Source organism: Catenibacterium sp. GCM10023432, from assembly GCF_042651925.1.
GTDB lineage: Bacteria > Bacillota_I > Bacilli_A > Erysipelotrichales > Coprobacillaceae > Catenibacterium > Catenibacterium mitsuoka.
On the sequence record NZ_JBHSEB010000001.1, the window covers coordinates 59,843 to 75,725 of the forward strand.

Consider the following 15,883-nt stretch of genomic DNA (forward strand, 5'->3'; position numbering starts at 1 on the left):
AAAGTAAAGAGACATACAGAGTATGTGAAATAAGGTGGTACCACGATACAGTCGTCCTTATGCACATTCTCTTTTTTTATTTTTAAGGAGGAACTATGGAATACAGAACACCGATATTAGTGGTTTTTACTCTATTTGCAGTAACATTAGGTTATTTCTATTATAAAAAGAGAAAATCCATTAAAGAAAAACAGATGGAGGAAGCATTACGTTTTGCAGACTTTAAAGAAAAAAACAAGCATTTTACATCGGAAAAGTTTGATGCCTGCAGTGATCAAGATTTAGTGAATCTAATTGTTGCACGCATTGGAGATTTAGAAGACGAAGATGAAAACTTCCTAGATAAGTTAAATATGGAAGAAAGAACTGTCTATGGTATCAGTCAGTTAAATGAATGTGTAAGTACTACTAAAACAATTCGTTCTTTTTTTGAAACACCTGCTTATTCAGTATATGCGGATGAATTAGAAACTTATTTCAATAATGTACGTGAACCACAGATTGCTGAATTAGTAAAGAGTGCAAAGAGATTAAATGAAATCATGGAAAATGGTGAAGAAGACGAAGATATGGGTGATTATTCTTCTTATAATTTCTCGGATTTCACGCATGAATATATCACTATGATTGCAGGTACAGATTTCATGCCTAAATTAACTAAATATATTAGAGAACATAAAGAATCATTTATCGAGGGGGATGAACAGAATGAAGAAAGAGTTACCGACTAAATATGACCATTTAGCTGTAGAAAAAGGTAAATATCAGCATTGGCTAGACAAGGAATATTTTACAGCTGGAGATTTAACAAAGAAGCCTTACAGTATTGTTATTCCACCACCAAATGTAACTGGTAAATTACATTTAGGTCATGCTTGGGATACAACTATGCAGGATATGATTATCCGTTATAAGAGAATGCAGGGTTATGACGCATTATGGTTACCAGGTATGGACCATGCTGGACTTGCAACTCAGGCTAAGGTAGAAGCAAGACTTAGAGAACAGGGAATTTCTCGTTATGATCTAGGAAGAGAAAAGCTTGTTGATAAGATCTGGGAATGGAAAGAAGAATATGCAGATATTATTCGTGCACAGTGGGCTAAACTAGGATTATCACTAGATTATTCAAAGGAAAGATTTACTTTTGATGAAGGTTTATCAGATGCTGTTAAAGAAGTATTTGTTAGATTATATGAAAAGGGATTAATCTACCAGGGTGAAAAGATTATCAACTGGGACCCAGTACAAAGAACTGCATTATCAAATATCGAAGTATATCACGAAGATATTGAAGGCCATATGTATTACTTCAATTATCATATTGTTGGTTCTGATGATATTTTAGTCATTGCCACTACACGTCCAGAAACAATGTTTGCTGATCAGGCAATTTTTGTACATCCTGATGATGAAAGATATAAGAAATATGTTGGTATGAAGGCAATCAACCCTGCTAATGGTGATGAACTACCAATTATGGCTGATAGCTATATTGATCTTGATTTTGGTACTGCTGTTATGAAATGTACACCAGCACATGACCCAAATGACTTCCAGCTAGCAAAGAAGTACAATCTTCCAATGCCTAAGTGTATGAATGAAGATGGTACTATGAATGATTTGGCTGGTAAATATAAAGGAATGGATCGTTTTGAATGCCGTGAAGCTTTATTAAAGGATTTCGAAGAAGCTGGTGTTGTCGACCATATTGAAACTATTGTGCATTCAGTCGGTCACTCAGAACGTTCTCATGCAATTGTAGAACCTTTTTTATCTAAGCAGTGGTTTGTAAAGATGAAGCCATTAGCTGAAAATGCATTAAAGAATCAGGAAACTGATGATAGAGTAGACTTCGTTCCAGAAAGATTTGAAAAGACATTCTCTAACTGGATGAATAACATTGAAGACTGGTGTATTTCACGTCAGGTATGGTGGGGACATCGTATTCCTGCATGGTACAATAATGAAACAGGTGAGTTATATGTAGGAAAAGAAGCACCTGAAGATATTGAAAATTGGACTCAGGATGAAGATGTTCTTGATACATGGTTCTCAAGTGCTTTATGGCCATTCTCAACTATGGGCTGGCCTAATACAGAAGATCCAATGTTTAAGAGATACTTCCCGACTGATACATTAGTAACAGGCTATGACATTATCTTCTTCTGGGTAAGTCGTATGATGTTCCAGTCTATTGAATTTACTGGTAGAAGACCTTTCAAGAATGTTTTAATTCATGGCTTAATTAGAGATGAACAGGGTCGTAAGATGTCTAAGTCTTTAGGCAATGGTGTTGACCCAATGGATGTTATTGATGAATATGGAGCTGATTCATTAAGATGGTTCTTATTAAATAACTCTTCACCAGGAGCTGATATGCGTTATGTACCAGCTAAATTAAAATCTACTTGGAACTTCATTAATAAGATCTGGAACAGTGCACGTTATGTATTAATGAATATTGATGAAGATCAGCAGTTAGAAGAATTAGATTATGCAACACTTAACTTAGCAGATAAGTGGATCTTAAATAGATTAAATGAAGTAATTAGAAGTGTTGATGAAAACATGGATAAATTTGAATTTATTAATGTTGGAACTGAATTATATCGTTTTATCTGGGATGATTTCTGCTCATGGTATATTGAATTATCTAAACTTCATTTAACTGGTGATGATGAAGTAGCTAAGAAATCTGCATTAAATACATTAGTATATGTGTTAAATACTATTGTTAGATTATTACATCCAATCATGCCATTCGTAACTGAAGAAATCTATCAGGCTATTCCACATAACGAAGAATCTATTGTTATTTCTAAGTGGCCAGAAGTAAATCCAGAATACGATAATGATACAATTAATGATCAGTTTGCTTACTTAATTGATATTATTAAGGGTGTAAGAGAAATCAGACATACTTATGTAATCAAGAACAGCATTGAAGTAGATTATACTATTACTACTAAGCAGGATGATCTTGAAGCATTATTAAAAGAAATTGCGCCTTATGTCAGCAAATTAGTTAATGCAAATTGTGTTGGATATAATGTACCAACTAGCAAGAATAATGCGACTGAAGTTATCAAGGGTGGTAATACACTTAATATTGACTTAGGTCAGTATATTGATATGGAAGCTGAAAAAGCAAAGGTTGAAAAGGAAATCAAGAAGCTTGAAGGTGAAATCAAGCGTGGTGAAGGTATGTTATCTAACCCTAATTTCACATCTAAAGCACCTGCTGCAAAAGTTGAAGAAGAAAAAGCAAAACTTGAAGATTATCGTTCTAAATATGCTGCAGCAAAAGAAAAACTTGCAAAGATGAATTAATTAAAATCCCCATTTATTTGGGGATTTTTTTAGTAATTATTGATTTTATCGAGTATAGATAAAGTAGAGGGAGCAGAAAGGGGTAAATATGTACGAGTTATCTAGAGAAAGACAAGAGCAGATCAATGGTGGGAGTGCATTGACTTATATAGTATATGCACTTTTAGGTATTGCAGGAGTTAAGTTATTGAGAGCATCACGTGGATACCTTAGACTTGGTCGTATAATAATGATGCAATAGAAAAAATTTTGAGTAAATAGATGATATATAGCGTATAGATATAGTGAGGGAGCAGAAAGGAGTAAATATGTACGAGTTATCCGTAGAAAGACAGGAGCAGATCAGTGGTGGAAGTGCGTTGACTTATATAGTATATGCACTTCTAGGTATTGCAGGATTAAATTTGCTTAGATCAGCTAAAGGTCGTCTCAGATTAGGTCGTCTTATTACATTAGAATGGGGAAATTAGGAAGAGAAGGGTGCAATTCGCACCCTTATTTGTAAGGAAGGTGAAATATGTTGAATAAATTTGTGAGAGAAGATAGTTCAATACATTATCATTGTAATGAATTAAAAGTTAAACTAGATTTAAATAAATTTGCATTTACAATTAATGGGGCAAGCTCGCAAAAAACTGATTAAATAGTAACAATTAATTATTTAGAAAGACGTTTGATTAAAGAAAAAATCAGTTTTTCAAGAAAGGAAAAGAATTCAAATAACAGTAAATAGAATCAGGTAAAGATAGAAAAAATACTCAATAAGATTGATAATATCTACTCTGATTATATTAATAAGTGTATATGGGAAATAGTGAAAAGCTGCCCAAGGTGTGTTGTAGTAGAGGAATTGAAGGTATCTAATAATATAACTATATCTAGAAAGAATGTTGAATTCAAAAAGAAACTAAAGGTAAAATGTAGAGTCTATGGAATTATGCTGAGATTGTAGTAAAGAAGTTCATATTAGTAGCTTATATGATATATTAATCAGTTGAGTGCAACGTGTTTAGTAATCTAGAAGGAATTGTTAATCACTTAGGGATGAGAAAAATATAAGTATCCGAATATATTGACCATTGTGTTTGAATGTGTTCAAATTTTTTCAAAGAAGAGCTTTAAAATAAACACATCAAATATCACAAATTAGAAGCCAAAAGATTTTGCTGAACTTTTAGGCGTATCTGTTAATATATTACAATGTTGAGATAGAGAAGAAACTTTAAAGGCAAACTGAACTCCAGCTAATAGGCGTTATTCCACATATGATCAGTATTTACTCAATCAAGTTGTATTTTTTAAGACATTTTTGTAACGCAAGAGGAATTATTGTAGACCAGTGTATTGAAGATTATGGAAATGGTATTAATTAAAACCGTAAAAAGTGGAATGAATTATTAGATGAAGTCATGGAATAAAAATCAAAAAACATAATAGTAAACCATAAAGATAGATTTATCAAGTTTGGTTATGTCTGTTTTAAAAAATTCTGTAAGAAGTTTAATACAACCATAGTGGTAGTAAACAATAAAGAACTTGTGCAAGATATTGCGTCAATCTTCATATATTCTCCTTCAGACTGTATGGGCTTCTTAATTATAGAAAGGGATGAGGGAATTGCTGAAGAGCTTCAAGACGGAAATAAATCCAACAGAGGAGCAGAAAGTCAAGATTCGTAAAACAATAAGTACTTGCAGATTTATCTATAACTTCTATCTTGCTCATAATAAGGAACCTTATGAAAGCGACAAAAAGTATATGAGCAGCAGTCAGTTTAGAGTATGGCTCAACAATGAGTATCTTTCGAGCCATCCAGAATATTCCTGGATCAAGGAAGCTTATTCAAAATCGGTAACACAGGCAATAAATAACGGACAGACCGCATTTGAAAACTTCTTTAATCACAAGAGCGCCTTTCCAAAATTTAAGAAGAAAGGCAGATCTGATGTGAAGATGTATTTCGTAAGGAATAATCCAAAAGATTGCCTTTGTGAAAGACACAGAATCAAGATTCCATCACTTGGCTGGGTCCGCACCAAAGAGAAAGGATATATTCCCACAACAAAGGACGGATATGTGATTAAGAGCGGTCATGTCTCAATGAAGGCTGACAGATACTATGTTTCATTTATTATAGAAATCGAGAATAACAGGAAAGCCAATAATTCTAGTGAAGGAATTGGCATTGACCTAGAAATAAAGGATTTTATGAGTGCCTCTAATGGAAAAACTTATAAGAACATCAATAATTCTGCATAATTAAAGAAGCTTGAAAAACAGCTTATTCGAGAACAGAGAAGTCTTTCTCGAAGGTATGAAAATCTAAAGAAAGGAGAGTCTACTCAAAAAAGAAATATACAAAAAACAAAGGCTTAAGATACAGAAGCTTCATCATAGAATTGACAATATTCGTACTGATTACATCAATAAGATAATCGCAGAGATAGTGAAAACCTATCCATCTTATATAACGATTGAAGATCTAAACGTATCAGGAATGATGAAGAACAGACATCTTTCAAAGGCAGTTGCTTTGCAGAATTTTCAAATGTGACTATGGTTATATCGAAAACAGAGATTTTAATGCTTCTACTAACCTGAGAGATGCTAAAACTTACGAAGTTGCATAAACAAACGCAAACGTAGGTATGTACCGAAGGCTATTTTGGGAATTTATGACTATGGAGTATGCAAGAACTTGTGAATAGATATGATTTCGGTCAATCCAAAGCATACACGAAGAAATAGTAAGTAATGTTCGTGAGAACTTAAATTATCTCGATGTGAGTATATTTTATCATATTTTGAGTGGCAGATATTTATGATCAAGGGACTTGAACAGTCTTCTCAGCCTAGAGAAAAAGCACTCTTGAATGGTATAGAATCATTGACCGACGAAGAACTTCTTGCGTTATTATTAAGAACTGGCAATAAAGAGCAGTCGGTTTTAGATTTATCTTCTACGATACTAAGAGAAATACATGGTATGAATGGGTTTCATACTATTACGTTTGCGAAATTATTATCTTTTAAAGGAATTAATAAAGCTAAGGCTATAGGAATTATGGCAGCATTAGAATTCTCTAAGAGAATTAATAATCATACAAATATAAATGAAGTGTATGATAGTCCTACAAAAGTCTTTTATCACTTAGAAACGAAAATGTCTTATTTATCACAGGAACATTTTTTGATTATGATTTTAGATAATCATAATCGTTTAATTGCTGAAAAAACATTATTTATCGGTAGTGTCAATATGTCCATAGTATCAGCAAGAGAAATTTTTAGAGAAGCTCTCGCTTTTAATGGTGTCAGTATCATCTGTGTTCATAATCATCCTTCAGGTGATGCGCATCCATCAAGCGAGGATATTAGTATGACACAGAAACTAGTAGATTTAGGAAAGATGATGAATGTGGATATTGTAGACCATATAATAATAGGTAGAAATCAATATTATAGTTTTAAAGCAGAGAAGGTATATTCTTCAATCTTATAACTGTTTTTCCTTATGATTGCATTTTTCAAAAAGAGATATTATAATGTATTCACCGAGGTGATGTCATTGTATAAAAAGAAGAAAAACAAGCATACGAGAAGAATGATTATCATTACTATAGTATTGATTATTACATCTGTTTATGCTCTTGTTTCAGGTATTACTGAACTACCATTTTCAAGTGTATTTCAGGATACAGTTGCGAATGCTGAATATTATATTATTAAGGCGCCAGTAAAATATGTAAAGAATGTCTTTACTGAGTATCATGATCTAAAACTTGTTTATCGTGAAAATAAGAAATTAAAGCGTTCACTTGATAATTATGCAAGTGAACTTGCGATGAATGAAGTATTATCAAATGAATTGTCAGAAATGAAGAAAATTACAAATATTGAATCTTTACCTACTGACTATAAAGTAAAATATACAACAATTATTGAAAGAGATGCTGAATCATGGAGTAACCAAGTGAAGATTGATATGGGAACTAATTCTCAGATCAAGAAAGGCATGGCTGTTATTACGTCTAAAGGAATGATTGGAACAGTTACTAAAGTAGGCACTATTTCTTCTACTGTGACATTGCTTTGTTCAGAAAATAACAGTGTTCAGCTTCCTGTGATGATTGTGGATGGTAATAATATATATTATGGTTTATTAAATGGCTATAATGTAAAATCTGGAACTTATAAAGTCTCTTTATTATCTACAGTGGATAAGATTCAAAAGGGATTAAATGTAACTACTAGTGGGTTGGGTGGAAAAGGAAAGTCTCCAAGAGGTATCTTAGTAGGCAAAGTGGAAGGATTTAATGCTGGCAATGATGCGAGTGGTAAATATGTTACTGTAAAGCCATCTGTTAACTATGATACATTAAATTATGTAGCAGTTGTGCAGAGGGTTAATTAATATGAAGAATAATCAGATCATCAAGAATTTCCTGATTATGTTTGTATGTTATTTGATTGATAGTGTGATTAATTTCTTTATTCCAACTAATATCAATCGTTCTGGTCTTACATTTGTTCCCTGTATTGGGCTGTTGATGTTTTCATTATTAACTGTTACGATTCATGATAAATCTGAAAGATTTTTCTTTGGAGCAGCATGCGGTCTTTATTATAGTGTATGTTACTCAAATTCATTAATGGTCTATATTCTTATTTATTGTGCAATTACTTTTGTAAGAACATATATTTATAGAAATGACAACATTACATGCTTTGAATCAGTAGTATATGCAGGTCTTATCATTACGTTTAAGGAATTTGTAATATATTGGTTGATGCTTATTTCGCGTTCAACTTATATTGGTATCATTCAGTTTACAACAATGAGATTTATTCCTACATTAGTTATGAATCTCATATTTGCATCAATAGTATATCTCGTATATAAACAATTTGATATCCATATCGAACCAAATGATTTTGACTTAAAAGATATTTAAGAGAAGAATTCAATTTCTTCTCTTTTTTTATTGTATTTCATTAAATTTTATGGTAATATGTCATGGTGTTTGAAATACACACACTATGGATTCATGGTTCGAGTGCCTAACAGGTGAGCTATGTTAGAAATAGTGGAGGAAAAAACAAAAAGGAGGAAATTACACATGCCAGTAATTTCAATGAAAAAATTATTAGAAGTTGGTGTTCATTTCGGACATCAGACAAAGAGATGGAACCCAAAAATGGCTCCATACATCTTTACATCAAGAAATGGAATCTATATCATTGACTTAAAGAAGTCTTCAGACAAATTAGATGAAGCTTATCAGGCAATGAAAGAAATCGCTGAAAAGGGCGGTAAGGTTTTATTTGTTGGTACTAAGAAGCAGGCTCAGGAAGCTGTTCAGACTGAAGCTGAAAGATCAGGTTCTTATTTCGTAAATTCTAGATGGTTAGGTGGAACTTTAACAAACTTCAAGACTATCCAGAAGAGAATTAAGAGACTTATTGAACTTGAAAAGATGGAAGAAGACGGAAGCTTAGAACAGTATACTAAGAAAGAAGCAGTTCTTCTTATGAAAGAAAAGGCTAAGTTAGAAAGAAATCTTGGCGGTATCAAAGAAATGAAGAAGTTACCAAATGCTTTATTCGTTGTTGATCCAAAGGTTGAACACAATGCTGTTGCTGAAGCTAAGATTTTAGGTATCCCAGTATTCGGTATCGTTGATACTAACTGTGATCCTGATGAAGTAGATCATGTTATCCCTGCAAACGATGATGCAATCAGAGCTGTTAAGTTAATCGTTGCTGCTATGGCTGATGCTATCTGCGAAGCTAAGGGTGAACCTACTACTGTAGCATTCATTAAAGATGAAGAAGAAAAAGAAGTAACAATGAACGATGCTGTTGCAAGCGTTGAAGAAAATAAAAACAACAAAGGACCAAGATATAAAAACGGCCCTAGAAGAAATAAAGCTCCAAGAACTGACAAGACTGAAGCATAATCAAAAGGAGAAAGCATTATGCTTTCTCCTTTTTAATAAAAATACGGAGGAAAAACAAATGGCAATTAGTGCAAAATTAGTAAAAGAATTACGTGAAAAAACTGGTGCAGGTATGATGGACTGTAAAAAGGCTTTAGATGCAACTAACGGTAATATCGAAGAAGCTTTTGACTGGTTAAGAGAAAAAGGTATCGCAAAGGCAGCTAAGAAGGCTGATAGAATTGCAGCTGAAGGTTTATCTGCATTTGTAATTGATGGTAATAAGGCGGCTTTAGTAGAAGTTAACTCAGAAACTGACTTCGTAGCTAAGAATGCTGAATTCCAGGAATTAGTAAACAATGTTGCAAAGACTATCGTTACAAATGAACCAGCTGATTTAGATTCAGCTTTAAAGATTGAATTAGATGGTAAAGACCTTGCTACTGCAATCGCTGAAAAATCAGGTAAGATTGGTGAAAAATTATCTTTAAGAAGATTTGTTGTTATGACTAAGGCTGATAACGAAGTATTCGGTGCTTACTCTCATATGGGTGGTAAGATCACTGCTTTAGTTAAGATCGCTGATAGCGATGAAGAAAAGGCTAGAGACGTTGCTATGCACGTAGCTGCAAGTGCTCCTCAGTTCATCGATAGATCAGCTATCCCAGCAGAACATATTGCTAAGGAAACTGAAGTATTAAAGAAACAGGCTTTAGAAGAAAATGCTAAGTCAGCTAAACCTAAACCAGAAAACATCGTAGAAAAGATGATTGCTGGACGTTTAAATAAAGAATTAAAAGCTATCTGCTTAGTTGATCAGGAATTCGTTAAGAACCCTGATTTAACAGTTGCTCAGTTCTTAGGAAATGCTAAAATTGTTGAAATGGCTAGATTCATGGTTGGTGAAGGCATGGAACACAAAGAAGAAGACTTCGCCGCTGAAGTAGCTGCTCAGATGGCTGCTGCTAAAAAATAATTATGGGTTTTAGAAGAAGTACAATATGTACTTCTTTTTTTACTATTTTCTTATAATGATAAATACATTGCATATTAGAGATTTACGTGTTATCATCTGAATTGTATTTTTTGTATACAAACGAGGAGGAAATATGAGTAAAGATCAAACTAGTATGTCTGAAGAACTTTTCAAAATTGATGGAAAGCCTTCTACATTACAAGCTTTACCTTTGGCACTTCAGCACGTTGTGGCAATGGTTGTCGGATGTGTTGCACCTGCTATTATTATTTCAGGAGTTGCTGGACTTTCAGCAAGTGATTCAGTTATTCTGATTCAGGCTGCATTAACTATGTCTGCAATCTCTACATTATTTCAGGTTTTTCCACTATTAAGAGAAAAGAAGTTTTCTATTGGATCAGGTTTACCTGTTATTATGGGAATTAGTTTTGCTTATTTGCCTACTATGCAGGCTATTGCTGGTGAATTTGATATTGCCACTATCTTAGGTGCACAGATTGCTGGTGGTATTGTTGCGGTTATTGTAGGTATATTTGTAAAAAAGATTAGAAAATTCTTCCCACCACTTATTACTGGTACAGTTGTATTCTCAATCGGATTATCATTGTATCCTACAGCTATTAATTATATGGCTGGTGGTGCAGCTTCTAAATCTTATGGTTCTTGGCAGAACTGGCTTATTGCGTTTATAACATTAGCTGTTGTTACTTTCTTGAACCATTATGGTAAAGGGATTTTCAAACTTGCATCTATCTTAATTGGCATTATTGTTGGCTATATTATTGCTTTATGCTTTCATATGGTGGATTTCTCAGCTGTTACCAATGCGTCTTGGTTCGCTTTACCACAATTTATGCATTTTGGTGTTAAATTTAATCCAGCAGCCTGTGTTGCTATAGGAGTATTATTCGCTATTAACTCTATTCAGGCTATTGGTGATTTCTCTGCTACTACTACAGGTGGTATGGATCGTATGCCTACAGATGAAGAATTAAATGGTGGTATTGTTGCTTATGGTTTAACTAATATCTTCTGTGCTTTATTTGGTGGGTTACCAACTGCTACTTATAGTCAGAACGTTGGTATCGTTGGTTCTACAAAAGTTGTTTCTAAGAAGGTATTTGGAATTGCTGCAGGTATTATTTTAGTTGCTGGCCTTATTCCTAAGTTCTCATCACTTCTAACTACAATTCCTTATTGTGTACTTGGTGGTGCGACTGTATCTGTATTCGCTTCTATTGCAATGACAGGTATTAAACTTATTGCATCTCATCCTATGGATTTCAGAAACACAACAGTTGTTGGCTTAGCTGTTGCTTTAGGTATGGGTGTTACTCAAGCGAACGCAGCACTTGCTACATTCCCATCTTGGGTTACAACTATCTTTGGTAAATCTCCAGTTGTACTTGCGACTATTACTGCAATTATATTAAATTTAATCTTACCAAAGAATAGTAATTCATAGATATAAATGACTTCCTGAACATTTGAACAGGAAGTTTTTTCTTAAAGAGTATTTTTTGTCTCATTAGTTCACTGTTGACTATAAAGTTAATTCTATTTATAATTAATTTGTAGATTTTACAGAAGGAGATTCATATGAATTATAAAAGAGTTTTATTAAAAATAAGTGGTGAAGCTCTGGCTGGTGATCAGGGCTTTGGCATTAATCCTATTGTAGTTAAAGATATCGCAGAACAGATCAAGGATGCAAAAGATCTTGGTGTTGAAATTGCGATTGTTTGTGGCGGCGGTAATATCTGGAGAGGTAAGACTGGTGCTGATATGGGTATGGAAAGAGCAAGCGCTGATTACATGGGTATGCTTGCAACTGTTATGAATGGTCTTGCATTGCAGAATGCCTTAGAATCAATTGGTCTTGAAACACGTGTTATGACTGCAATTGATATGAAGGAAGTTGCTGAACCATATATCAGAAGAAGAGCTGTACGTCATCTTGAAAAAGGTCGTATTGTTATTTTCTCAGCTGGAACTGGTAGCCCATATTTCACAACTGATACAACAGCTGCATTAAGAGCTGCTGAAATTCATGCAGATGTTATCTTGATGGCTAAAAATGGTGTAGATGGTGTTTATTCAGCTGACCCTAAGTTAGATCCAAATGCTGTTAAGTTTGATAAGTTAACTTATTTAGATGTTCTTAATAAAGATTTAAAAATCATGGATCAGACAGCTATTACTTTATGTAAAGACAATAATATTGATTTAAGTGTATTTAATATGCAGAAAGAAGGAAATATTGCGCTTGCATGTAAACAGGAAGTAGCGGGTACAATTATTTCAAAGGGAGAATAATAATGGTAGAATTAGTACTTGAAGAAGCAAAAGAAAAGATGGAGAAATCTGTAGAAGCTTTCTCTAATGAATTAGTTAATATTAGAACAGGACGTGCTAACCCAAGCATGCTTGATAGAGTTATGGTTGAATATTATGGTTCACCAACTCCTTTAAATCAGGTAGCAGGTATCTCAGTTGTAGAAGGTCGTCAGTTAGTAATCAAGCCTTATGATAAGAATTCTATGAAGGATATTGAACATGGTATTTATCAGTCTGATTTAGGTTTAACTCCACAGAACGATGGAACTGTAATTCGTATCGTTATTCCACCTCTAACTGAAGAAAGAAGAAAAGAAATGGTTAAGCAGGTGAATAAACTTGCTGAAGAAGCTAAGGTTGCTTTAAGAAATATCAGAAGAAATGCAAATACTGATGTTGAAAAAACTGGCGAAACTGAAGATGAAGTAAAAGCAGGTAAGGAAGATGTTCAGGATTTAACAAATGAATTTGTTAAGAAGATTGACCAGATTGCTAAAGAAAAGGAAAAGGATTTAATGACAGTTTAATGCCATTTAAAGGAGGATTCATAAAGTCCTCCTTTTTTGATTGTTTGAAAATGTAGTGCACTATGCTATAATACGGTTTATGAGGTGATTATAATGCTTTTTAAAAGAAAAGAAAAATATACATTAGATATGGATCGCATCCCAGCACATATCGCATTTATTATGGATGGAAATGGAAGATGGGCTAAAAAGAGAAAAATGCCTAGAACATATGGCCATCATGAAGGAACTAAAACAATAAGAAATCTTGCTTTAGAAGCGAATAACTTAGGTGTAAAAGCCATGACTGTTTATGCTTTTTCTACTGAAAACTTCAAGAGAGAACAGAGTGAAGTAGATTATATCTTTAAGTTGCCTAAAGAATTCTTTTCTCTTTATTTTCAGGAATTAATGGATAATAATGTTCGTATTATGACAATAGGTCATTTAGAACTAGCTCCAAAGGAAACGCAGGATATTATTAATGATGCAATCACAAAGACTAAAGATAATACAGGTTTAAAACTTGTCTTTGCATTCATCTATGGTGGTCGTGATGAAATTGTTGAAGCTACTAAAACAATTTGTGAAGAATATAAAGAAGGAAAAGTGAGCCTGGATAATATTACAGAAGATTATTTTGAGTCACATTTAATGACTAAAGAATTACCACCTGTTGATTTAATGATTCGTTCAAGTGGTGAGTGCCGTTTATCTAACTTCTTATTATGGCAGCTTAGTTATGCTGAATTTATTTTTGATGAAGCATATTGGCCTGATTTTAATGCGGAAAAACTACATGAATGCATCTGGAAGTATCAGAATAGAGACCGTCGTTATGGAGGCGTAAAATAATGAAACAAAGAATCATAACAGCGATTGTATTAGTTGTACTTTTTTTACCATGCGTTATTGTAAGTGGTATACCTTTTAAAATTCTCATGGCTTTTATTGGAGTAATGGCCACATATGAATTACTATCTATTACAAAAGAACCTAAACCTCATTTTTATTTATACATTGTATTAGGTGCTTATATTTTAGGATCATTATTCTTTTCAAAAGGATTACTTGTTTCTAATATGTTTATTGTAATCTATATGGTTGTTTTATTAACTTGTGGAATTTTTGATGCAGGTATGCCTTTTTTAAGAATTTCCTATTATTTCACAAGTGCTACTTTAGTTGCCCTTGGTCTTCATGCTGTTTATTATTTTAGAACAGCTCTTGATCTAAGATATGTTATCTTCTTAGCACTTGCAACTCTTGGAGCTGATACATTTGCTTATTTTGTTGGCCGTGCGATTGGTAAACATAAATTAAATCCACGTCTTTCACCTAAGAAAACTATTGAGGGTTCTATTGGTGGTATTGTATGTGGTGGATTATTAGCTCTTGCTTATGCTTATTTTATGCATATTCCTTACCCATTGACTCATCTTGCTTTAATGAGCTTTGTGCTTGCAGCAACTGGGCAGATTGGCGATTTAACATTCAGCTCTATCAAGAGAACTTTTGAAGTAAAAGACTATTCCCAGATTTTCCCTGGTCATGGTGGGGTATTGGATCGTTTTGATTCAATTATCTTTAACTCCATGATTCTTGGATTTCTACTTACATTACTCTAATTTAGGAGGCAGTTTATGAAAAATATTACAGTACTTGGTGTTACTGGTTCTATTGGAACACAGACAATAGATGTTGTATTGGAACATCCAGATGAATTCAAGATTGTGGCCATGTCAGCGGGTCATAATATCAAGAAATTAGAAGAAATCATGAGTCAGCTTCCTGTTGCACATATCTGCGTACTAGAACAGGCAGATTTCGATTATCTAACTGAAAAATATCCAGACCGTCATTTCTATCTAGGACAGGAAGGATTAATTCAAATCAGCACATTAGAAGAAACTGAAATCGTTCTTAATGCGATTGTTGGATTTGCTGGACTATTACCAACTATTGAGGCAATTAAGGCGGGTAAAGATATAGCACTTGCTAATAAAGAAACTTTAGTTGTTGCAGGTCATATTATTATTCCTCTTGCAAAAGAATATAATATTCAATTATTACCAGTAGATAGTGAACATAGTGCTATTTTCCAGTCAATGCATGGAGAATACCCAAGAGAGATTTCTAAAATTCTTTTAACATGCAGTGGTGGAAGTTTTAGAGATAAGTCTTTAAGTGAACTGAAAGATGCTACTGTTGAACAGGCTTTAAATCATCCTAACTGGAGTATGGGTGCTAAAATCACCATTGATAGTGCGACTTTAGTTAATAAAGGATTAGAAGTCATGGAAGCAAAATGGCTTTTTGATGTAGATTATGATGATATTGAAGTTTTAATTCATCCTGAAAGTGTGGTTCATTCTATGATTGAATGTACAGATACAGCTGTAATTGGTCAGTTAGGAACGCCAGATATGCGTCTACCTATTCAATATGCACTGACATATCCTCATAGAATACCTTTAATGAATAGTAAAAGACTTTCTTTGTCAGATATAGGAACACTTCATTTTTATAAGCCTGATACTGAAAGATTTAAAGCATTACCTCTTGCCTATCGTGCAGGAAGAGAGGGTGGAAGTATGCCTTGTGTATTCAATGGTGCCAACGAAGAAGCCAATCAGTTATTCCGCAATGGAAAGATTAAGTTCTTAGAAATTGTAGATTTGATTGAAGATGCAATGAATGCACATAATGTTGTAGAAAATCCAACTCTTGATGAATTAATTAAGATAGATGCAGATGCAAGAGCTTTTGTAAGAAAGAGAGTAGGTTTATAA

The 15,883-nt window shown here is 33.5% G+C and carries 16 protein-coding genes, 1 pseudogene and 1 other annotated feature (1 of these 18 only partly in view); all 17 genes and pseudogenes read left to right on the plus strand.

Annotation, left to right across the window (positions count from 1 at the left end; translation table 11 throughout):
* Positions 1–62 (plus strand) — a binding site (T-box leader); it begins 140 nt to the left of the window's first position.
* Positions 63–95: 33 nt separating this feature from the next.
* A complete protein-coding gene (locus ACFOZZ_RS00310) occupies positions 96–731 on the plus strand; it encodes a hypothetical protein (protein ID WP_055233419.1) in 636 nt (211 codons plus the stop codon).
* A complete protein-coding gene (locus ACFOZZ_RS00315; RefSeq protein WP_279068119.1) occupies positions 709–3,333 on the plus strand; it encodes a valine--tRNA ligase in 2,625 nt (874 codons plus the stop codon). Before ACFOZZ_RS00310 ends, ACFOZZ_RS00315 begins: the two co-directional genes overlap by 23 nt.
* Positions 3,334–3,641: 308 nt before the next feature.
* Positions 3,642–3,803, plus strand: coding sequence for a hypothetical protein (locus tag ACFOZZ_RS00320; protein ID WP_187114824.1), 162 nt, complete (start codon positions 3,642–3,644; stop codon positions 3,801–3,803).
* A 722-nt stretch (positions 3,804–4,525) separates the two neighbouring features.
* Positions 4,526–5,012: pseudogene (locus ACFOZZ_RS00325) on the plus strand (recombinase family protein).
* On the plus strand, positions 4,942–5,592 hold the full coding sequence (locus tag ACFOZZ_RS00330) for an RNA-guided endonuclease InsQ/TnpB family protein (protein WP_376814480.1): 651 nt from the start codon (positions 4,942–4,944) through the stop codon (positions 5,590–5,592). The pseudogene ACFOZZ_RS00325 and the gene ACFOZZ_RS00330 overlap by 71 nt, the downstream one beginning before the upstream one ends.
* 139 nt (positions 5,593–5,731) lie before the next feature.
* Positions 5,732–5,887, plus strand: a complete 156-nt coding sequence (locus ACFOZZ_RS00335) for a hypothetical protein (protein WP_376814504.1) — start codon at positions 5,732–5,734, stop codon at positions 5,885–5,887.
* A gap of 267 nt (positions 5,888–6,154) precedes the next feature.
* A complete protein-coding gene (gene radC / locus ACFOZZ_RS00340; protein WP_055288722.1) occupies positions 6,155–6,835 on the plus strand; it encodes a RadC family protein in 681 nt (226 codons plus the stop codon).
* Between the two features lie 60 nt (positions 6,836–6,895).
* On the plus strand, positions 6,896–7,747 hold the full coding sequence (gene mreC / locus ACFOZZ_RS00345; protein WP_238703639.1) for a rod shape-determining protein MreC: 852 nt from the start codon (positions 6,896–6,898) through the stop codon (positions 7,745–7,747).
* 1 nt (position 7,748) lies between these two features.
* The gene (locus ACFOZZ_RS00350; RefSeq protein WP_055235190.1) at positions 7,749–8,288 is read left to right on the plus strand and encodes a hypothetical protein; all 540 of its coding nucleotides are present in this window, start codon (positions 7,749–7,751) and stop codon (positions 8,286–8,288) included.
* A 165-nt stretch (positions 8,289–8,453) separates the two neighbouring features.
* Positions 8,454–9,293 (plus strand): 30S ribosomal protein S2, encoded by an 840-nt coding sequence (rpsB, locus tag ACFOZZ_RS00355; RefSeq protein WP_055289668.1) that lies wholly within the window; start codon positions 8,454–8,456, stop codon positions 9,291–9,293.
* A 58-nt stretch (positions 9,294–9,351) separates the two neighbouring features.
* The gene (gene tsf / locus ACFOZZ_RS00360) at positions 9,352–10,248 is read left to right on the plus strand and encodes a translation elongation factor Ts (protein ID WP_376814481.1); all 897 of its coding nucleotides are present in this window, start codon (positions 9,352–9,354) and stop codon (positions 10,246–10,248) included.
* Positions 10,249–10,381: 133 nt separating this feature from the next.
* Positions 10,382–11,713 carry a uracil-xanthine permease family protein gene (locus tag ACFOZZ_RS00365; protein ID WP_376814482.1) on the plus strand — a complete coding sequence of 444 codons (1,332 nt, stop codon included), beginning with the start codon at positions 10,382–10,384 and terminating at the stop codon, positions 11,711–11,713.
* A gap of 134 nt (positions 11,714–11,847) precedes the next feature.
* Positions 11,848–12,564: a UMP kinase gene (pyrH, locus tag ACFOZZ_RS00370; RefSeq protein WP_006504335.1), complete on the plus strand. Its 717-nt coding sequence runs from the start codon at positions 11,848–11,850 to the stop codon at positions 12,562–12,564.
* A 2-nt stretch (positions 12,565–12,566) separates the two neighbouring features.
* Positions 12,567–13,112, plus strand: coding sequence for a ribosome recycling factor (gene frr, locus ACFOZZ_RS00375; protein WP_055235044.1), 546 nt, complete (start codon positions 12,567–12,569; stop codon positions 13,110–13,112).
* Positions 13,113–13,205: 93 nt separating this feature from the next.
* On the plus strand, positions 13,206–13,946 hold the full coding sequence (locus tag ACFOZZ_RS00380; protein WP_278779138.1) for an isoprenyl transferase: 741 nt from the start codon (positions 13,206–13,208) through the stop codon (positions 13,944–13,946).
* Positions 13,946–14,719 carry a phosphatidate cytidylyltransferase gene (locus tag ACFOZZ_RS00385; RefSeq protein WP_376814483.1) on the plus strand — a complete coding sequence of 258 codons (774 nt, stop codon included), beginning with the start codon at positions 13,946–13,948 and terminating at the stop codon, positions 14,717–14,719. The genes ACFOZZ_RS00380 and ACFOZZ_RS00385 overlap by 1 nt, the downstream gene beginning before the upstream one ends.
* A gap of 15 nt (positions 14,720–14,734) precedes the next feature.
* Positions 14,735–15,883 (plus strand): 1-deoxy-D-xylulose-5-phosphate reductoisomerase, encoded by a 1,149-nt coding sequence (locus ACFOZZ_RS00390; RefSeq protein ID WP_376814484.1) that lies wholly within the window; start codon positions 14,735–14,737, stop codon positions 15,881–15,883.